Origin of the sequence: uncultured Thioclava sp., assembly GCF_913064665.1 — a bacterium.
Classification (GTDB): Bacteria; Pseudomonadota; Alphaproteobacteria; order Rhodobacterales; family Rhodobacteraceae; genus Thioclava; species Thioclava arctica.
The window spans coordinates 93,384-110,609 of the sequence record NZ_CAJYBT010000009.1; the positions used below are offsets into that span (position 1 = coordinate 93,384).

21 protein-coding genes and 1 pseudogene are annotated in these 17,226 nt (G+C 61.0%); 5 read left to right on the forward strand and 17 right to left on the reverse strand.

The genetic code is table 11. The annotated features are described in order from the left end of the window. The first annotated feature begins 14 nt into the window (after positions 1 to 14). Positions 15 to 416 carry a hypothetical protein gene (locus tag QZ571_RS05770; protein WP_295532758.1) on the forward strand — a complete coding sequence of 134 codons (402 nt, stop codon included), beginning with the start codon at positions 15 to 17 and terminating at the stop codon, positions 414 to 416. A 20-nt stretch (positions 417 to 436) separates the two neighbouring features. Here the strand turns inward: QZ571_RS05770 and QZ571_RS05775 are convergent, their stop codons facing one another. Continuing rightward, on the reverse strand, positions 437 to 1,012 hold the full coding sequence (locus QZ571_RS05775; RefSeq protein ID WP_295532759.1) for a CHAP domain-containing protein: 576 nt from the start codon (positions 1,010 to 1,012) through the stop codon (positions 437 to 439). Positions 1,013 to 1,237: 225 nt separating this feature from the next. Between QZ571_RS05775 and QZ571_RS05780 the strand changes: the two genes are divergently transcribed. Beyond that, a complete protein-coding gene (locus QZ571_RS05780; RefSeq protein ID WP_295532760.1) occupies positions 1,238 to 1,987 on the forward strand; it encodes a hypothetical protein in 750 nt (249 codons plus the stop codon). A 30-nt stretch (positions 1,988 to 2,017) separates the two neighbouring features. On the opposite strand, the gene urtE is transcribed toward QZ571_RS05780, so the two are convergent. The 8 genes from urtE to ureE form a co-directional block, all read right to left on the reverse strand. Further along, the gene (urtE, locus tag QZ571_RS05785) at positions 2,018 to 2,713 is read right to left on the reverse strand and encodes an urea ABC transporter ATP-binding subunit UrtE (RefSeq protein WP_295532761.1); all 696 of its coding nucleotides are present in this window, start codon (positions 2,711 to 2,713) and stop codon (positions 2,018 to 2,020) included. Positions 2,714 to 2,726: 13 nt separating this feature from the next. Beyond that, complete coding sequence (gene urtD / locus QZ571_RS05790) at positions 2,727 to 3,485, reverse strand: urea ABC transporter ATP-binding protein UrtD (protein ID WP_295532762.1); 759 nt, start codon at positions 3,483 to 3,485, stop codon at positions 2,727 to 2,729. Beyond that, positions 3,482 to 4,705, reverse strand: a complete 1,224-nt coding sequence (urtC, locus tag QZ571_RS05795) for an urea ABC transporter permease subunit UrtC (RefSeq protein ID WP_295532763.1) — start codon at positions 4,703 to 4,705, stop codon at positions 3,482 to 3,484. Before urtC ends, urtD begins: the two co-directional genes overlap by 4 nt. Positions 4,706 to 4,799: 94 nt before the next feature. Then, entirely contained in the window at positions 4,800 to 6,713 is a 1,914-nt protein-coding gene (gene urtB, locus QZ571_RS05800; protein WP_295532780.1) for an urea ABC transporter permease subunit UrtB, read from the reverse strand. Positions 6,714 to 6,839: 126 nt separating this feature from the next. Next, on the reverse strand, positions 6,840 to 8,141 hold the full coding sequence (gene urtA / locus QZ571_RS05805) for an urea ABC transporter substrate-binding protein (RefSeq protein ID WP_295532764.1): 1,302 nt from the start codon (positions 8,139 to 8,141) through the stop codon (positions 6,840 to 6,842). Between the two features lie 269 nt (positions 8,142 to 8,410). Further along, complete coding sequence (gene ureG / locus QZ571_RS05810; RefSeq protein WP_295532765.1) at positions 8,411 to 9,037, reverse strand: urease accessory protein UreG; 627 nt, start codon at positions 9,035 to 9,037, stop codon at positions 8,411 to 8,413. Between the two features lie 9 nt (positions 9,038 to 9,046). Next, positions 9,047 to 9,685 (reverse strand): urease accessory UreF family protein, encoded by a 639-nt coding sequence (locus tag QZ571_RS05815; RefSeq protein WP_295532781.1) that lies wholly within the window; start codon positions 9,683 to 9,685, stop codon positions 9,047 to 9,049. Further along, complete coding sequence (ureE, locus tag QZ571_RS05820) at positions 9,678 to 10,199, reverse strand: urease accessory protein UreE (protein WP_295532766.1); 522 nt, start codon at positions 10,197 to 10,199, stop codon at positions 9,678 to 9,680. The genes QZ571_RS05815 and ureE overlap by 8 nt, the downstream gene beginning before the upstream one ends. A 71-nt stretch (positions 10,200 to 10,270) precedes the next feature. On the opposite strand from ureE, the gene QZ571_RS05825 reads away from it, so the two are divergent. Further along, on the forward strand, positions 10,271 to 10,618 hold the full coding sequence (locus tag QZ571_RS05825; RefSeq protein ID WP_295532767.1) for a hypothetical protein: 348 nt from the start codon (positions 10,271 to 10,273) through the stop codon (positions 10,616 to 10,618). Between the two features lie 4 nt (positions 10,619 to 10,622). Here the strand turns inward: QZ571_RS05825 and ureC are convergent, their stop codons facing one another. The 7 genes from ureC to QZ571_RS05860 form a co-directional block, all read right to left on the reverse strand. Next, complete coding sequence (gene ureC / locus QZ571_RS05830; RefSeq protein ID WP_295532768.1) at positions 10,623 to 12,329, reverse strand: urease subunit alpha; 1,707 nt, start codon at positions 12,327 to 12,329, stop codon at positions 10,623 to 10,625. Next, positions 12,329 to 12,634, reverse strand: coding sequence for an urease subunit beta (locus tag QZ571_RS05835; RefSeq protein ID WP_295532769.1), 306 nt, complete (start codon positions 12,632 to 12,634; stop codon positions 12,329 to 12,331). Before QZ571_RS05835 ends, ureC begins: the two co-directional genes overlap by 1 nt. Positions 12,635 to 12,638: 4 nt before the next feature. Beyond that, positions 12,639 to 12,818 carry a hypothetical protein gene (locus tag QZ571_RS05840; RefSeq protein WP_295532770.1) on the reverse strand — a complete coding sequence of 60 codons (180 nt, stop codon included), beginning with the start codon at positions 12,816 to 12,818 and terminating at the stop codon, positions 12,639 to 12,641. Positions 12,819 to 12,878: 60 nt separating this feature from the next. Continuing rightward, positions 12,879 to 13,181 carry an urease subunit gamma gene (locus QZ571_RS05845; protein WP_295532771.1) on the reverse strand — a complete coding sequence of 101 codons (303 nt, stop codon included), beginning with the start codon at positions 13,179 to 13,181 and terminating at the stop codon, positions 12,879 to 12,881. A gap of 9 nt (positions 13,182 to 13,190) precedes the next feature. Continuing rightward, a complete protein-coding gene (locus QZ571_RS05850) occupies positions 13,191 to 13,976 on the reverse strand; it encodes an urease accessory protein UreD (RefSeq protein WP_295532782.1) in 786 nt (261 codons plus the stop codon). A 177-nt stretch (positions 13,977 to 14,153) separates the two neighbouring features. Further along, positions 14,154 to 14,615, reverse strand: a complete 462-nt coding sequence (locus tag QZ571_RS05855) for an Lrp/AsnC family transcriptional regulator (RefSeq protein WP_295532772.1) — start codon at positions 14,613 to 14,615, stop codon at positions 14,154 to 14,156. After that, positions 14,612 to 15,070, reverse strand: coding sequence for an Lrp/AsnC family transcriptional regulator (locus QZ571_RS05860; RefSeq protein WP_295532783.1), 459 nt, complete (start codon positions 15,068 to 15,070; stop codon positions 14,612 to 14,614). The genes QZ571_RS05855 and QZ571_RS05860 overlap by 4 nt, the downstream gene beginning before the upstream one ends. 127 nt (positions 15,071 to 15,197) lie before the next feature. On the opposite strand from QZ571_RS05860, the gene ilvC reads away from it, so the two are divergent. Together ilvC and QZ571_RS05870 are read left to right on the forward strand one after the other, a co-directional pair. Then, positions 15,198 to 16,220, forward strand: a complete 1,023-nt coding sequence (gene ilvC, locus QZ571_RS05865) for a ketol-acid reductoisomerase (protein ID WP_295532773.1) — start codon at positions 15,198 to 15,200, stop codon at positions 16,218 to 16,220. Positions 16,221 to 16,303: 83 nt separating this feature from the next. After that, on the forward strand, positions 16,304 to 16,693 hold the full coding sequence (locus QZ571_RS05870) for a hypothetical protein (RefSeq protein WP_295532774.1): 390 nt from the start codon (positions 16,304 to 16,306) through the stop codon (positions 16,691 to 16,693). Between the two features lie 33 nt (positions 16,694 to 16,726). On the opposite strand, the pseudogene QZ571_RS05875 reads toward QZ571_RS05870, so the two are convergent. Further along, positions 16,727 to 17,226 (reverse strand): annotated as a pseudogene (locus QZ571_RS05875) (phosphoglucosamine mutase); the annotation flags it as partial.

The window sequence follows — 17,226 nt, forward strand, 5'->3', positions numbered from 1 at the left end:
GGGGACACAGGTAAATGGGCGATCTGCCAGAGTATTACTTCCGGGTGAAAGACAACGGCGCGGCGGTGTTTCGTGTCGATACCGAGAACCGTCAGCGCCGCATCGAGATGGATCAGATCGCGGTCGTCAATATCCGCAATGGCGAGATCAAACCCCAAGGCGAGCGCGCGCTCACGCCCGAGGACCGCACCGAGATCGAAACTTGGATCGCCCATCGCCGCGAGGTTCTGGCCACGCGCGAGGTCGATGACATCCTGCGCGCCGTCGATCACCTCAACCTTGTGACGCAATGGGCGCAATCGAAGGCTACCGACACCCAGCTTGAGGAAATCACCGACACGCTTTTGCTGACGATGCATGACCTGCGCACAGTTCTGGTGCGCAAAAAGGCGGATCGGCTATTGGCAAAAGGCTAAGCGCGTCAGATCCGCGACTTCTAGCCTTTGAAGATGAACCCTGAAACCGGATAGACGCTGCCCAGCGCATTGGGCTGGCTCATCACGCGGACCTTGCTCCAGTCATTCTTGGGCGACACATCCATCACGACCATGCCCAGCGACACCTGATTGCGCTTCCAATTGGCGTGATCGATGCGAATTTGGCGCGACGAGTCGATGGCCGAGACAACCGCGACATGGCCGAGCGGAATCTTGCGGTTTGCCGAAAACGCCATCACCGCCCCGACTTTGGGGGCGTGGCTGCGCTGATAGCTGCCCTGCGCCTGCGCCCACCACGTCCGCGCATTGCCGCGAATATCGACGCCCGAGGCATTGCGCGCAAACGGCACGCACCAGACCCGCTGACGCTGGGCGCGCATCTTCTTGGCCACGGCAATCGCATAGGCGCGGCGTTCGGGGGAAATCTCGCCCGTCTGATCCTGCGCGCTGGCAAAATTCATCGCCCCTGTCGCGCCAAGATTGCTGCCATCGGAACAGGCGGCAACACTCAGCAGCGCAACAATAAGAAGCGGCAGCCGGAAGGTTAGTTTCGGAGCGGTCACGCTATGGGGCATTGGGTCACTGTCTCGTTGGCGGCATTGCCGACTTTTTTTCAAGCTTTAGCGAGAAAACCGTGATGCGGGAAAGATAAACTGACCCCGCCAACAGGGCGGCGGCGGAAACTCGCCAGTCAGAGGACCCAGCCCTTCATTGATGCGCGGCATTTGACACCACGCGACCTTGGGCTAAGACCAAGCGAGACGCCGATAAATGCGATGGGCTTGGCCCAGGGGGCAGGCATGACGAATTCCGGGACCGTTCTGGTGATGGGCAGCGCGCCAAACGTCACCACGTGCCGTGACTGGCCCAAATCGTATTTCTCCGCGATCATCGCGATCAATAACGCATGGCGCGTGCGCGACGATTGGGATTTCCAAGTCGCTCCCGACGATTTCCCCAAGGATCGCTTGCCACAGGCTCTGCGCGACAGGCAAAGGCTGATCGGTTCGGCCAGCTATGTGCCGGCAAATAATGACTTTGGCGGCATCATCTATGCGGGGGCGACGATGGTCTTTTCGGCAGGCTATTGGGCGCTTGCAGAACTGCGCCCGAAAACGATGGTGTTTGTGGGCTGCGACATGGTCTATCCCACGCGCGGCATGACCCATTTCTACGGCTCTGGCACACCCGATCCGTTGCGCGAGGATGTGACCTTGCGCAACCTCGAGGCCAAGTCAGCCCGGCTGATGGCCCATGCCGCGCGTCAGGGCTGCGCCTGTGTGCGCCCAGATGGGGGCGAAAGCCGTCTGCTATTTCCCACCGTCACGCTTGAAGAGATCGCGCAGGGCGCGGTGGGTACGTTTCTGCCCGATCCGGACGCGTTTTTGCAGGTGAAGGCGCGCGAACAGGCGCTGGGGTATTTCGTCAAATCGGGGCGCTATTGGGAAAGCCCGGATGCGTTAAACGTCACAGATGTCGACGCCATCGACCAGATGTGGGCGCAGCTTTGTACGCGCAGCGCCCCGCAGCACCGCCCGCTTTCCGCCTAGCGCAACGCGTGCATCACGCCCCGGGCCAGATCACACACTCACCACCTCGCGTAGCGCCTCGCGGGTGAGCGTCGCCTTGGTGCCCTCCATCGCGACCGCACCGCGTTTGAGAACATAGAACCGATCGCCCAGATCATGGGCAAAGTCGAAATACTGCTCGACCAGCACAATCGCCATATCGCCCTTTTCGCGCAGATACGAAATCACCCGGCCAATCTGCTGGATGATATTGGGCTGGATGCCTTCGGTCGGCTCATCGAGCAGCAGCAACTTGGGCTTCATCAGCATCGCGCGCGCAATCGCCAATTGCTGTTGCTGTCCGCCCGACAGATCGCCGCCCCGACGGTTCAGGAACTCTTTGAGGATCGGGAACAGCTCGTAAATCTCATCGGGAATGAAATGTTCCGATTTCGGCAAGCAGGCGAAAGCGGTCTCCATATTCTCGCGCACGCTGAGCAACGGAAAGATCATCCGCCCCTGTGGCACATAGCCAAGCCCCGCGCGCGCCATCGCCTGCGGCGGCACACGCCCCATCTCGGCGCCATCCAGCACCACATCCCCGCCCGAGCGGATATGCGTCCCCGAAATCGCCTTGAGCAGTGAGGTCTTGCCCACCCCGTTCGTGCCCATGATGCAAGTCACCTCGCCCGCGCGCGCCTGCATGTCGATCCCATACAGGATCTGCGAGCCACCATAATGCAGCGTCAGCCCGCTGGTCCTCAGCATCGCGGTTTTCACTTCAGCGTCCAAGATACACCTCGATCACCCGTTTATCCGCCGTCACATGATCCAACGATCCTTCGGCCAGAACCGAGCCCTCATGCAGCACCGTCACCCGGCAATTCAGACGGCGCACGAATTCCATGTCGTGCTCGACCACCACCACCGCGCGGGTGCGGGCGAGATCGACCAGCAACGCGGTTGTCGCCTCGCGCTCGGCCAAGGTCATGCCTGCGGCTGGCTCATCGACCAGCAGCAGCTTGGGCTCCTGCGCCAGCAGCATCCCGATCTCTAGCCATTGCTTTTGCCCGTGGCTCAACTCACCCGCCTTGCGCGGCAGTTGATCGGCCAAACCGACCTGCGCTGCGATCTCGGCCACGCGGGCGTCGTCCTTGCCCCCCGCCCGCCAGAACAGCACCTTCCACGGGCTGCGCGCGGCTTTGAGCGCCATCATCAGATTGTCGGTGACCGATTGATCCTCAAACACCGTGGGGCGCTGAAACTTGCGCCCGATGCCCGCGCGCGCGATCTGCGCCTCGTTGCGCTTGAGAAGGTTGGTGTAATTTTCGCCCCAGCGCACCGTGCCCTCATCGGGGCGGGTCTTGCCGGTCACGATATCCATGAAGGTCGTCTTGCCCGCGCCATTGGGGCCGATCACCGCGCGCAGCTCGGCCGGGCCGATGTTGAAACTGAGGTTGTTGATCGCCTTGAACCCGTCAAAGCTGACCGAAATGCCCGACACTTCCAATAGCGTGCCCGTGCCTGCACCGATGGTCATTCGCGCGCCTCCTCTTGCTGCAAGCTGCCCGCATCGGGGCCAAGCGGCGCACCACCGCGCCTCGGCGAGCGCAGCCCCGCGATCAGATCGACCAACCCCGACAGCCCTTTGGGCGCGAGCAACGTGACCAGCACAAAGGCCAGCCCGAGCAGCACCTGCCACCAATCGACCCATTTGATCGTGTAAAACCCAAGCGGCACATCAGGCACCCGGCCCCCGGTGAACCAGCTTGACACGATGGAGACGAAAAACGCCCCCATTACCGCGCCATATAGCCGCCCGCGCCCACCAATCGCGACCCAGACCGCCAGATAGATCGAGGCTATCGGCGCCATCTCTCCGGGGTTGATGATGCCTGCCTGCGGATAATACAGCGCCCCCGCAATCGCCGCGATCACCGCCGTGAGGGCAAAGACAAACAGCTTGAACCCCTCGACCGGGTAGCCCAGAAACCGCACCCGTGCCTCATCATCGCGAATACCGCGCATCACCGAGCCGAACTTGCCCGCCACAATCGCTGCTGCAAGGAGATACCCCAAAGCCAACGCCAGCGCCGAGGCCCACAAGAACCAGACCGAGGAATGATCTTGATCCGCGCTCAGCCCGGGAATGTTTTGCAAGCCCGACAGCCCGTTATTGCCCCGCAGCCCGCTTTCGTTCTGAAACAGATAGAGCGACAGCGCCAACGTCATCGCCTGCGTCAGGATCGACAGATACACCCCCGCCACCCGCGAGCGAAACGCCAACCAGCCAAAGACCAGCGCCAGCAGCCCCGGCACCAACACCACCAATAGCAACTGCATCGGCAAGCTGCCCGCAAAGCTCCAGATCGCGGGCAGGTTCGAGCTGCCTACGACACCGAAAATCTGACTGCCAATCGCGTCTTGCAGCTCTTGCGGGGTCATCGGGAAATCGCTGGCCGAGGCCAGTACGATATCGCGCGTGCGCTCATACATCAACCACATGCCGATCATATAGCCGCCAAGGCCGAAAAACGCGAAATGGCCAAGGCTGAGAATGCCCGTATAGCCCCAGACCAGATCCATCGCGATGGCGATCAGGCACAGGCACAGCGTCTTGCCCAGCGTCTTGACCATCGAGGTTGAGATCACTCCCGGTCCATAGGCGTGACTGAGCAAGGTGATCGTGAGCGTGAAGATCGCAAGGATCAGCAGGAACCAGATCACCGAGGGGTTCTTGGCCAGAAATCCAGGTCTCATGCGGCTGCCTCCGATGTCGCAGCGGGGGTTTCGCACCCCCGCGCCCCCGCGGGATATTTGGACCAAGGGGAAGGGAAAACCGGGTTTGCCATGCTTAATCCCCCGCCGCCCGGCCCTTGAGCGCGACGATGCCGCGCGGGCGGAATTGGATGAAAATGATGATGAACAAGATCATGTAAGTTTGGGCGGCCAAGGTGTTGGAGGGGTTGAGGAACTCGATCCCTTTTTGCAGCCCGCCGATCAGCGTGGCCCCCGCCAGCGTGCCAAAGATCGAGCCAACCCCGCCCACGACCACCGTCATGAAGCTTTGCACGATGTAATCCTGTCCCATTTCGGACGTGACCTTGGCGAACAGCCCGATCGCGACGCCCGCGATCCCCGCGATCCCAGAGCCAAAGCCAAAGGCCAGCATATTGATGCGATCCGGGTTGATCCCCATCGAGGCCGCCATCGAGGGGTTTTGCGTCACCGCGCGCACCTCCAGCCCCAGCCGTGTGCGTTTCATCACCCAGAGGTAAAGCCCGAGGAAAACAAGGGCGAGCACGAAAATCGCGATGCGGATGTAGCTGATCGAAACGATGTCGTTGATCTGCAGCGCTCCATCCAGCCAAGGCGGCGAGGTCAGCGGGCGCGCCTGCGTGCCGAATATATTCTTGAACAGTTGTTGCAGCGCAATCGAGATGCCGAATGTCGCCAGCAATGTCTCAAGCGGGCGCTTATAGAGATAGCGGATCACCAGCCTTTCCATCGCCACCCCCGCGCCAAAGGTAATCGCGAAGGCCAGCGGCAGCGCGATCAGGATCGAAGCGGTGTAATCGGGCACGAATTGCTGCACCACATAGCCGGTATAGGCGCCCATCGTGATGAACTCGCCATGCGCCATGTTGATCACGCCCATGATGCCAAAGGTGATCGCGAGTCCAATGGCCGCGAGGAAATAAATTGAGGCCAGCGACAGCCCATCGAGCCCCAGATCGACGCTTTGCATCAGCCCCACCTTGCGACTGACGCGAGCCAGCCCGGCCTCGGCGGCCTTGGTCACGGCAGCGTCGGGCTCGGCGTAGATATCGGCGTAACTGTGAGCGTCGATCAGGGCCTGCGCCTCGGCCTCGCTGAGGCGCGGCGCGACCGTGCCCGCCTTGGCCAGCGCGCTATAGGCCAGTTCGCGTTTGGCCGGATCGGACATGTCCGCCAAGGGCAGCCCGCCGACGGAACCATTTACCACATTGGCCGCTAGCGCCTGTTTCATCGCCCCATCGCTGATGCGTTCGGGCGCCATCTTGGCCGCGACGAGCAGCGCGTAGGCCTCACCCTCGCTCAGATCGCGACCGAGGCGCAGTGTTTTGGCGACATTGCCTTGCGGCGCGCCGTCGAACGCCTTGCGTTGCGTCGCAACCAGCGGGTTCAGCGTCGCACGCAGATCGAGCCCGGTATCAGCCCCAAAGCTGTCTATGGCTGCAACACGTTCGCCCGCATCCTTGCCAAAGCGGATCGTCAGCAACCGCTCAAGCCGTTGCTTTTCCAACCTGATCTGAGCGTCAGGCTCCTGCGCAATCGAGGCCCGCAACGGCGCGAGATGGCTGGCCTCGCCGTCGCGTTCAATCGCCGTCAGCGCCTCGCGCCGCTTGGTCGGGTCGGGATCGGACAGCAGAAAGCGCACAAGCGCAGCACCGATAACCGCGCGCACGCCGGAATTGGGTTTGACCTCGGAAATCTCGTTGCGCGGTGCGGTGCCAGCCGACGCGCCCGTCACCGGATCGCTCAGCGCATAGTCTTGGCCCTTCTTTTCGATCAGGAACAGCGTGTCATCAGACGTGCGCAGCCCCACGCGACGATCCGCCCAAGCCTGCAAAAATCGCGATGCACCGGGGCCGGAGGCTGCGATCTCATCGATCACCGGGCCGATGGTCATGCGCGAGGGTTTGGCGATTTTCGTGACGTTCCTGGCCAACACCGCCGCCAGCCCGGTTTGCGGGTCAGCACCCTGCCCAGCCGTGGCGGGGGCCATCTGAGCGGCGCTCTCTTGCGCCACGCCCGGAAGCGCCAGCATCAAGAAAATTCCCAGCGTCATTAATACCTTGCGCATCCCGCCCCCTTGGAATTCGGCGGGGGATTGCCCCCCGCCATCGGTCGATCAGTAATTCGACTTCTTTTGCACGCAGGTCTTGGTCTCGGTGTTATACATGCCGCAATCGAGACCCGGCCAATCCGATTTCAGCACCGCAGATTCCGGCAGGAAATCGGTCCAGGCATCGCCCGGCACCGGATCGGTCTGGGAGATGATGTCGAACTGGCCGTCCTCCATGATCTCGCCGATCAGCACGGGCTTGGTCAGATGGTGGTTGGGCAGCATCTTGGCGGTGGTCCCGGTCAGGTTGGGGAATTCCTGCCCCGGCATCGCGGCAATCACCTTGTCGGTATCAGTCGAGCCGACCTGCGTCACCGCCTGCACCCACATGTTAAAGCCGATATAAGTGGCCTCCATCGGGTCATTGGTCACGCGGGTGTCGTCGCCCGTATAGGCATGCCACTGCTTGATAAACGCGGCGTTTTCGGGCGTATCGGCAGATTCGAAATAGTTCCACGCAGCGAGCTGGCCGACGAGGTTCTTCAGATCGGCCGAGCCCAGACCCGACAGCTCTTCTTCACCCACCGAGAAGGCGACGACCGGAATATCATCGGCGGTGATGCCACTGGCCGCGAGCTCTTTGTAAAACCCGATATTGGCATCGCCATTGATCGTCGAGATCACGCCGACCTTCTTGCCATCGGCACCCAACGCCTTGACGTCAGACACAATTTTTGACCAATCCGACTGTCCGAAGGGCGTGTAGTTCACGAAAATATCGCTCTCGGCGATGCCCTTGGATTTCAGATAGGCATCCAGAATGTTGTTCGTGGTGCGCGGATAGACGTAATCGGTGCCCAGCAGTGCGAATTTCTCGACGCCGAGTTCTTCAAGGAAATAATCCACTGCCGGGATCGCCTGCTGGTTCGGGGCAGCGCCGGTGTAAAACACGTTGCGCGAGCTTTCCTCGCCCTCATATTGCACCGGGTAGAACAGCAAGCCGTTCAGCTCTTCCAGCACCGGCAGCACCGATTTGCGGCTCACCGAGGTCCAGCAGCCAAAGATCACATCGACCTTGTCCACCGAGATCAGCTCGCGTGCTTTTTCCGCAAATAGCGGCCAATCCGAGGCCGGATCGACGACGACCGCCTCCAGCATCTTGCCGTTGATGCCGCCCTTTTTGTTTTGCTCTTCGATCAGCATCAGGACAGTGTCCTTCAGCGTCGTCTCTGAAATCGCCATCGTGCCCGACAGCGAGTGCAGAACGCCGACCTTGATCTTGTCACCTTCCGCAAAAGCGATGCTTCCCGTCAAAGAAGCCGCCCCCGCGAAGGCCGCCGAGATCATAAGATTGCGCCGAGTAATCATGTGTTTTCCCTCGTTTTGTCAGCGCGCGTGGCCTGTTTGGACAGGCTCTCGTCGTGGCGGCTGATCCTCCAATGTTGGCTGTGGTGCGCAGCCCCATACTGCGACCGAAGGCGCGATCTGAGCGCCTCGCTTATGGAAGCCGTCACGCTGCGTCGCAGCAAAACAAACCGTGCACCCGCCGCATGAAACCTGCCGAGAAGATGCGTTTGCTGAAATTTTCTACGAAAATCTTTGCAAACTGCGCAATTTATACGCGCATTCTGACACGTTCATGCGAGAATCGGCTGAAGCACCAATCCCCCTTCGCGGATCAAAAACGCCACGATGTCTTCGACGCCAGTGCCCTGACGCAGCCGCGCCAGCACATAGGGACGCGCGCCGCGCGCGGCCTTTGTGTCGCTCTCTAACAGCGCCAGATCGACGCCGACATAGGGCGCAAGATCGGTCTTGTTGACCACCAGAAGGTCGGATTTCGTCACCCCCGGCCCGCGTTTGCGCGGAATGTCCTGCCCCGCCGCGGTGTCGATCACATAGATCGTCAAATCGGCCAGTTCGGGGCTGAACGTGGCGGCCAGATTATCACCGCCCGATTCAATCAGCACCAAATCCAGATCAGGAAAGGCCCGGTTGAGATCGGCAATCGCGGCAAGGTTGATCGAGGCATCCTCGCGGATCGCCGTGTGCGGGCACCCCCCTGTCTCGACCCCCCTGATCCGCTCGGCGGGCAGCACTTGGGCGCGCATCAACGCCTCGGCATCCTCGCGCGTGTAGATGTCATTGGTCACCACCGCCATCGACAGACGCGGCGCCAATGCGCGGGCCAGTTGCTCAGTCAGCGTCGTCTTGCCCACGCCCACCGGCCCGCCAATTCCCACCCGCAAAGGTCCGTTGCCCATAGCTTCACCTCATGTCTTGAACAGACGCACATCCAGCGTCTCATGTTGCATCGCCGCGATCTCGGCGCGAAAGGCGCTGGTCGCGATATCGCCTAGCTCTGACTTGGCCGCACGCGCAGCAATCGCGGTGATCCGGTCATGCTGGCTCGTCAAAACCCGTTGACCCGCAATTTGTCCTAAAGGGACAAGCCTGACCGCAGCAGACACCAGGTTCGCGGCGAAGGAATGTAGAAAAAGTGCAATGATCTGATCGGGTGGCAGCGGCAAATGACGCGCCGCTTCGGCCACAGAAACCGGCAATGCACGGCGCGGAACCGCCACTTCGCGCAGCCCCTCCTGCGCGCGCGCAAAGGCCGCGCCCTGCTCCACCGTCTCATGCAACCGCTCTGCCGACCCCGCCAAGGCGCGCGCCATATCCTCAAGCCCATCCAGATCCGCGCCGCGCAACCCGCAGGCTAGCAGCACCGCATCGCTCCAGCCCGCGCCATGCGCCAACACATCCCCAAGCCATTGCGCGAAACTGCCCGCATCCGTCACATCGCCTGCCGCGATCGCCTGCTCCAACCCGTGGCTATAGGCGAACGCCCCCGTCGGAAATCCCGGCGAAAGCCATTGCATCAGCGACAGATGGGCAGCGGTCTCAGACATGGTCGTGGTCGTGGTGATGCGACCCGTGGCTGTGGGAATGTTCATCGCCGTTGTGATGGCTGTGGCCGTGCTCATGCCCCATCGTGCGCCCCATCCCATAAGCGCCCCCCTCGGGTTGGAAGGGCTCAACGCCGGGGCTGACCTGCGCGCCCAGCCCCTTGAGCATGCCTTCCAGCACATGATCGGCGCGGATCACCAACCGATCCGCCTCAATCTGACACGGCGTGTGGCGATTGCCGATATGCCAGGCAAGCCGCGCCAGATCGCCTCGGATCACCAGCACCGGCTCCAGCGCGGGACGCACCTCGATAAAGCGCCCATCCGCCAGCACAAACGCCTCCCCCCCGGTCAGGTTCGTGACCTCGGCCAGATCGACCAGAAACCCAGTGCCCGAGGCCGAAACCAGCCGCTTGCGCCGCAGAAACCGCCCCTCGTAATCCAGCGCGACATGGTCCAATGCCCCAAACCACGCGCCTTTCTTGGCGATCTTTTCGGCGGTTGGATAATCGCTCATTCCCGTGACTCCGTTAATGAATTTTCAAACATGCAGGTGCACTTTCGGGCCAAGGTAGAAGGAGAAACAGAATGTTTGACCACCGCGCCCCTGCTGATGAACTGGCCCGAATCCGCGCTGAAATCGCGCGCCTCAAACACCGTGAGGCTGTGCTGCGTGAGGCCTATCTGACCCGCACCGACATGCCCAAGATCGGCCGTTGGACCAAGGTTGAGATCCACACCGAACGCCGCGCCGTCTTTGACCCGCGCCTGTTGCCCGCCACGATCCGCAATGATCCGACCTATCAGCGCGAAAAAGTCATGCGGCTGTTGCGCATCGCGCCCAACGACCCGGCGGCGCAGCGGCTGCCCGAACTTATTGCGCCGGTTGCGCCCCGGCGCTCGGGGCATCTTCGGGAGGTCTCGTGCACCCATTAGACCCTCAAAACAGGAAATAGCGCTGAGCAAGCGGCAGCACCGTGGCGGGTTCGCAGGTCAACAATTCGCCATCCGCGCGCACTTCATAGGTCTCGGGATGCACGTCGATCTTGGGCGTCGCCGCATTGTGGATCATGTCCGCCTTGCCGATATCGCGGGTCTTTTCAACGGCCAAGGTGGTTTTCTGCAACCCAAGGCTGGCGGCCAGCCCGTTGGCCTGCGCCGCTTGGCTGATAAACGTCACGCTTGAGGCATGGCGCGCACCGCCAAAGGCGCCAAACATATTGCGCGTGTAAAACGGTTGCGCCGGGATTGAACCATTCGGATCGCCCATCTGCGCCGATACGATCATCCCGCCTATCAGAACCATCTCGGGCTTGGCTGCGAAAAACGCCGGATTCCAGAGCACCAGATCCGCGCGCTTGCCCACCTCGATCGAGCCGATATGGCGGCTCATCCCGTGGCAGATCGCCGGGTTGATCGTGTATTTCGCGATATAGCGTTTGACGCGGGCATTGTCGTTCTCGCCCTGCTCTTCGGCCAACCGCCCGCGCTGTTTGCGCATCTTGTCCGCGGTTTGCCAGCAGCGAATGATGACCTCGCCCACGCGCCCCATTGCCTGACTGTCCGAAGAAATGATCGACATCGCGCCCATGTCATGCAGGATATCCTCGGCCGCGATCGTTTCCTTGCGGATCCGACTTTCGGCAAAGGCCACATCCTCGGGCACCTTGTTGTCCAGATGGTGACAGACCATCAGCATATCGAGATGTTCTTCGACCGTATTGGCCGTGTAGGGCCGCGTCGGGTTGGTCGAGGACGGGATCACGTTGGGCGCGCTCACCACTTTCAGAATATCTGGCGCATGACCGCCCCCTGCCCCTTCGGTGTGAAACGCGTGGATCGTGCGCCCTTTGATCGCGGCCAATGTATTCTCGACAAACCCGGATTCATTGAGCGTGTCGGTGTGGATCATCACCTGCACGTCCATGTCATCGGCCACGCTCAGACAGCAATCAATCGCGCCCGGCGTCGTTCCCCAATCCTCATGCAGCTTCAACGCCGCCGCGCCGCCATTCACCATCTCGATCAACGCCTCCGGGCGCGAGGCATTGCCCTTGCCAGATAGCGCCAGATTGACCGGAAACGCGTCAAAACTTTGCAGCATCCGCCCGATATGCCACGGCCCCGGCGTACAGGTGGTCGCCAAAGTCCCATGCGCGGGGCCGGTGCCGCCGCCCAACATCGTCGTGATACCCGAGGCCAGCGCATCCTCGATCTGCTGCGGACAAATGAAATGGATATGCGCATCAAACCCGCCCGCTGTCAGGATTTTCCCTTCCCCCGCAATGACTTCGGTGCCCGGCCCGATGATGATATCGACGCCCGATTGCGTATCCGGATTGCCCGCCTTGCCAATCGCCGCGATCATCCCGTCGCGCAGCCCCACATCGGCCTTGTAGATGCCCGTGTGATCCACGATCAGCGCATTGGTAATCACCGTATCCACCGCCCCGCCCGCGCGAGACACCTGACTTTGCCCCATCCCGTCGCGGATCACCTTGCCGCCACCGAACTTGACCTCTTCGCCATAGGTGGTCAGATCGCGCTCGACCTCGATGATCAGATCGGTATCGGCCAGCCGCACCCGGTCTCCCGTCGTGGGGCCGAACATATCGGCATAAGTGGCGCGCGAGATTGTTGCAGCCATTACAGTGCCCCCATCACTTTCTGATTGAATCCATAGATTTGCCGAGCGCCGCCAAAGGGCACCAACCGCACTTCGCGCGATTGACCCGGCTCAAAGCGTACCGCTGTTCCCGCCGCAATATCCAGCCGATAGCCGCGCGCGGCGTCGCGGTCAAAATCAAGGCCGGGATTGGTCTCGGCGAAATGATAATGGCTGCCGACCTGCACCGGGCGGTCGCCGGTATTGGCCACCATCAGCGTCAGGACCTCGGCCCAGGCATTGAGCGTGATCTCGCCAGCGGCGGGTAGTATTTCCCCCGGGATCATTGTCCTACCCCCGATTGCGGCGCAAAACCCGCGCCAGTTCTGGGCCAAGATAGGCGGCAAGCGCCAGCATCAGCACAGCGATCAACGGGCCGTCATGGAAGAACCAGGTCGTGTCGGCGCCATGGCCGGGATGGGCCAGCGCTGCGGTCGGCGCGAGGGCGGCAAGGACTGCGAATGTCTTCATCGGAGGGACCTTTCTTTAGCAAAACTTATTTTGGCTACTATCAGATAAGCCATTCTTATCTCAGCGGATCGGATGATGGACGGTGACGAGCTTTGTGCCATCCGGAAACGTGGCCTCGACTTGGATCGAATGGATCATCTCGGGGATGCCATCCATGCATTGCTCAGCCGTGATTACGCCTGCGCCCGCCTCCATCAAATCGGCGACCGTGCGGCCATCGCGCGCACCCTCAACGACAAAATCGCTAATGATCGCAATCGCTTCGGGATGGTTGAGCTTTACGCCCCGCTCAAGCCGCCCGCGCGCGACCATCGCGGCAAGGCTGATAAGAAGCTTGTCTTTTTCCCGTGGTGTCAGGTTCATTGGTCCCTCTCAGAGTTGCCAGACGCGCGGCGCTGCCTGACCGCGTCGCAAGCGTTCCATCAAGCGCAAAATCTGGCGGCGCAAAGGCCAGCCGTCCCGCGCCAGCAATCGTATGATGCATTTCCCGTCAAAGCCCGAGGCCGCGCCGATGACACCCGGCTCATCAAGCACCGCGCGCGCTGGCTCCAGCGCATCTTCGCCGCCCGGCGTGCACAGAACGAGCGTCGCCATTGCACGCGCATCGCCCAGAATTGCAGCGCGAGCGCCCTGCGCCAAAATGTCGGAATTCAGCAAGAATGGCTCGATAAAAACCGGCTTTCCAGCCCGTTCAATCCGCCGCATGTCGAAAAAGTCCAAGTCGCGCACGCGCTCTCCCATCGCGACACGACCCAGTAAAACAGCTTCGAGCATCAAACACCCGGCATCCGGGGCAAGCTCGATCACGGTTTCACGCAGCAACTTCGAGCGATCAAACAGGATCGTTTCCTGTGGCAGCCAATCGAGCCAGCACCCCGCCCCGACCTTATGGCGCACCTGCACTTCGGCGCGCCCCTGATCGGCGCGATACGCGCGCTCGGCGGCTTGCGTGGTCGCCACGAGATGCGCGCCATTGCGGGTTTCGGTGACATATTCCAGCCGATCCCCAGAGGTCAAGCCGCCAGAAGTATTGAGAAAAACCACTTCCGGCACACCCGCGACACGCGGCAAGATCGCCTTGGCCGAGCCGCTTTGACGCAGCCCGCGCAACCGCGTGCCGTCAAACGCAGCCATTGCCGCGCCTTTTGAGCGCTGCATTACCGGTACGGCAGAATTGGCGGCGTGATTGTCAAACATGGGACCCTCCTTCACGATCCAATCCCGCATGGGGAACGGGGTCCACCGCTGTCGGACCATACGTTTCGGCAAGGCGCGTACGAAGGGACAAGATGCCCAATAAAGTGGCATCTTGGTGATTTTCAGTGCAGAAAGAAATCAGCCCAAAGGACCGGGGCGCCGCTCTTCGCTGAGCAGCACATTCGCCTCGACCTGTCCGACGCCGGGAAGCGTCATGATCCGGCGTCGCAGCACGCGTTCAAAATCTGGGAGATCGCGCGCAGTCACCCGCAAGCGATAGTCAAACAGCCCCAAAACATGCTGCACGACCTGCACCTCGGGGATCGCGGTGACGGCGCGCTCAAAATCATCAAGACTTACGCGGCCCTTCGCGGCCAGCTTGATGCCGAGAAACACGGTCACGCCAAAGCCCAGCGCGGCCTGATCGAGATCCACGCGCCGCCCTGCCAGCACACCGGCCCCTTCAAGGCGCTTGATCCTACGCCACGTCGCGGGTTGCGACAGGCCCAACCGCCGCCCGAGCGCGCCCGCGCTTTGCGTCACATCCTGCGTCAACGCGCGCAAAATAGCACGATCGAGATCATCCAGATCAAGGCTCATAGCGCCAGCTCCGCGCTGGATTTGATCGTCGCCACCAACATCAATGCGTCCAGTTCCGCGATATGAGGCAAGGTCAAAATACGCTTGCGATAGATCTCTTGGTAATGTGCCATGTCACGGGCGATGACTTGCAGACGTATATCTGTTGAGCCAAGAAAACTTTGAATTTCAATGACCTCCGGGACGCCCCGCGCCGCGGCGATGAATTCATCAAAGGCGCGAGGATCGGTCTTGTCGAGGGTGAAACGCAAACTCACCTCGACCTCCCAGCCCAATGCCTGCCAGTTGATCACGGCCTGCTCTGCGCGCAGCACGCCGGCCTCGCGCAACCGCTCAATCCGGCGCCAGCACGTGGCCGGGGTCACCCCCGCGCGCTCGGCCAACTCGGCGGTCGCCAAACCCGGCTCTGCCATCATCTGGCGTAAGATTCGACGGTCCGCGTCGCTGATTTGCATGATTATTTCACTATCGACAAAATTGACGAATGTATTTTGCCAAATTGCTGCAATATTATCAAGTTTCGAAAGCAAATTCTGTCGATAGTGCCTATTGTCGCCTCCAGACATCAACGGAGGAAACGCCATGCGCGTCTATTACGATCGCGATTGCGATGTGAACCTGATCAAAGACAAAAAAGTTGCCATTCTGGGCTATGGCAGCCAGGGCCACGCCCATGCGCTGAACCTGCGCGACAGTGGCGCGAAAAACCTGGTCGTCGCGCTGCGCGATGGCAGCCCGTCGGCGAAAAAAGCCGAAGGCGAAGGCCTGAAGGTTATGGGCATCGCCGAAGCGGCCGCTTGGTGTGACGTGATCATGTTCACCATGCCCGACGAATTGCAGGCTGAAACCTACAAGAAATACGTCCATGACAACCTCAAAGAGGGTTCGGCGATTGCCTTTGCCCACGGTTTGAACGTCCATTTCGGCCTGATTGAAACCAAGCCGGGCATCGACGTGATCATGATGGCACCCAAAGGTCCGGGCCACACCGTGCGCGGCGAATATGTCAAAGGCGGCGGCGTGCCCTGCCTCGTGGCGGTGGAAAACGACGCGACCGGCAAGGCGATGGATATCGGCCTGAGCTATTGCTCAGCGATCGGTGGCGGCCGCTCGGGCATCATCGAAACCAACTTCCGTCAGGAATGCGAAACCGACCTGTTCGGCGAGCAGGCCGTGCTGTGTGGCGGCTTGGTTGAGCTGATCCGCATGGGTTTTGAGACGCTGGTCGAGGCCGGATATGAGCCCGAAATGGCTTATTTTGAGTGCCTCCATGAGGTGAAGCTGATCGTGGACCTTATCTACGAGGGCGGCATCGCGAACATGAACTACTCGATCTCGAACACCGCCGAATATGGCGAATATGTTTCGGGCCCGCGGATCCTGCCCTATGACGAGACCAAGGCCCGGATGAAAGCGGTTCTGAGCGACATCCAGACCGGTAAATTCGTGCGCGATTTCATGCAGGAAAACACGGTTGGTCAGCCCTTCTTCAAGGCGACGCGCCGGATCAACGACGAGCACCAGATCGAGCAAGTCGGCGCCAAGCTGCGCGCCATGATGCCTTGGATTTCCAAAGGCAAAATGGTTGATAAAGAGCGCAACTAAGGCGCGACGACATGCATCAGGGGGGCGCCTTGCGGGGCGCCCCTTTTGTTGTCAGACTCAGCGGTGAACCAAGCGGAGGCCTTATGGCAAACCTGTCCAAATCCGAGCTGGACGCGATCCATGCCGAACGCACGAAATTCTTTACGCGCCAGTGGTTTGGCGACCTTTTCTCAGGTCGTCTGTCACCCGGTGACACGTTTTGGGCTGGCAATTATGGGCCCGCGCTGATCGTCGTGCCGCTTTTGGTGATCGTGGCATTGTTCACGGCAATGGCTGTGCCGGGGCGTTTGGGGCCGCTATTCGGGTCGGTTGCGCTTGGCGCGGGGATCTACCGGTTTCTTGTTTTGACCGGTTTGGTGCGCAGCATAGCGCGCGTGTCGGGGCCAAAGGTTTGGCGCTGGATCGGGGTATTCTGGACGTTACTCGAGGCCGTCATTCTGATCTGGCTGGGCCTGCGTTTGTTTGGCGGCTGAGGCGTTTAGGAAGCGCGGCAGCCGCGCCTCCGTTCACGCGGTTTCCGCCTCGACAGCGGCGACGATGCTTTCGACCGCATCGTGCAAAACCGTCTCATCTTCGCATTCAGCCATGACGCGGATCAGCGGCTCTGTGCCGGATTTGCGGATCAGCAAACGGCCATGACCGGCCAGTTTCAGCTCTGCCGCTGCTATCACTTTTTCAACATTTGATGCACCTAGCGGTTCTTGCCCCGCGCGATACCGTACATTTTTCAACATTTGCGGCACGGTTTCGAATTGATGCACCAGATCAGAGGCGCGCATCTCGGTTTCCGCCATCGCCGCCAAAAACTGCAGCCCCGCCATCAGCCCGTCGCCGGTGGTCGCGTAATCGGTCATCACGATATGGCCCGACTGCTCGCCGCCCAAATTGAACCCGCCTGCGCGCATCCGCTCGACCACATAGCGGTCGCCGACCTTGGTGCGTTCCAGCCGCAATCCGCGCCCCGACAAGAACCGCCCCAGCCCAAGATTGGACATCACGGTCGACA

Excerpts from the sequence above, each read along its gene's own strand:
- QZ571_RS05855 (WP_295532772.1), bottom strand. The coding sequence starts at position 14,615 with ATGAGCCTTGATCTGGATGATCTCGATCGTGCTATTTTGCGCGCGTTG.
- QZ571_RS05815 (WP_295532781.1), bottom strand. The coding sequence starts at position 9,685 with ATGTCTGAGACCGCTGCCCATCTGTCGCTGATGCAATGGCTTTCGCCG.
- urtE (WP_295532761.1), bottom strand. The coding sequence starts at position 2,713 with ATGCTGAGGACCAGCGGGCTGACGCTGCATTATGGTGGCTCGCAGATC.
- QZ571_RS05840 (WP_295532770.1), bottom strand. The coding sequence starts at position 12,818 with ATGAAGACATTCGCAGTCCTTGCCGCCCTCGCGCCGACCGCAGCGCTG.
- urtD (WP_295532762.1), bottom strand. The coding sequence starts at position 3,485 with ATGACCATCGGTGCAGGCACGGGCACGCTATTGGAAGTGTCGGGCATT.
- QZ571_RS05860 (WP_295532783.1), bottom strand. The coding sequence starts at position 15,070 with ATGCAAATCAGCGACGCGGACCGTCGAATCTTACGCCAGATGATGGCA.
- urtC (WP_295532763.1), bottom strand. The coding sequence starts at position 4,705 with ATGAGACCTGGATTTCTGGCCAAGAACCCCTCGGTGATCTGGTTCCTG.
- ureG (WP_295532765.1), bottom strand. The coding sequence starts at position 9,037 with ATGGGCAACGGACCTTTGCGGGTGGGAATTGGCGGGCCGGTGGGCGTG.
- QZ571_RS05775 (WP_295532759.1), bottom strand. The coding sequence starts at position 1,012 with ATGCCCCATAGCGTGACCGCTCCGAAACTAACCTTCCGGCTGCCGCTT.
- ureC (WP_295532768.1), bottom strand. The coding sequence starts at position 12,329 with ATGGCTGCAACAATCTCGCGCGCCACTTATGCCGATATGTTCGGCCCC.
- QZ571_RS05770 (WP_295532758.1), top strand. The coding sequence starts at position 15 with ATGGGCGATCTGCCAGAGTATTACTTCCGGGTGAAAGACAACGGCGCG.
- urtA (WP_295532764.1), bottom strand. The coding sequence starts at position 8,141 with ATGATTACTCGGCGCAATCTTATGATCTCGGCGGCCTTCGCGGGGGCG.
- QZ571_RS05835 (WP_295532769.1), bottom strand. The coding sequence starts at position 12,634 with ATGATCCCGGGGGAAATACTACCCGCCGCTGGCGAGATCACGCTCAAT.
- QZ571_RS05850 (WP_295532782.1), bottom strand. The coding sequence starts at position 13,976 with ATGCAGCGCTCAAAAGGCGCGGCAATGGCTGCGTTTGACGGCACGCGG.
- urtB (WP_295532780.1), bottom strand. The coding sequence starts at position 6,713 with ATGGCCCCCGCCACGGCTGGGCAGGGTGCTGACCCGCAAACCGGGCTG.
- QZ571_RS05780 (WP_295532760.1), top strand. The coding sequence starts at position 1,238 with ATGACGAATTCCGGGACCGTTCTGGTGATGGGCAGCGCGCCAAACGTC.
- ilvC (WP_295532773.1), top strand. The coding sequence starts at position 15,198 with ATGCGCGTCTATTACGATCGCGATTGCGATGTGAACCTGATCAAAGAC.
- QZ571_RS05870 (WP_295532774.1), top strand. The coding sequence starts at position 16,304 with ATGGCAAACCTGTCCAAATCCGAGCTGGACGCGATCCATGCCGAACGC.
- QZ571_RS05825 (WP_295532767.1), top strand. The coding sequence starts at position 10,271 with ATGTTTGACCACCGCGCCCCTGCTGATGAACTGGCCCGAATCCGCGCT.
- ureE (WP_295532766.1), bottom strand. The coding sequence starts at position 10,199 with ATGAGCGATTATCCAACCGCCGAAAAGATCGCCAAGAAAGGCGCGTGG.
- QZ571_RS05845 (WP_295532771.1), bottom strand. The coding sequence starts at position 13,181 with ATGAACCTGACACCACGGGAAAAAGACAAGCTTCTTATCAGCCTTGCC.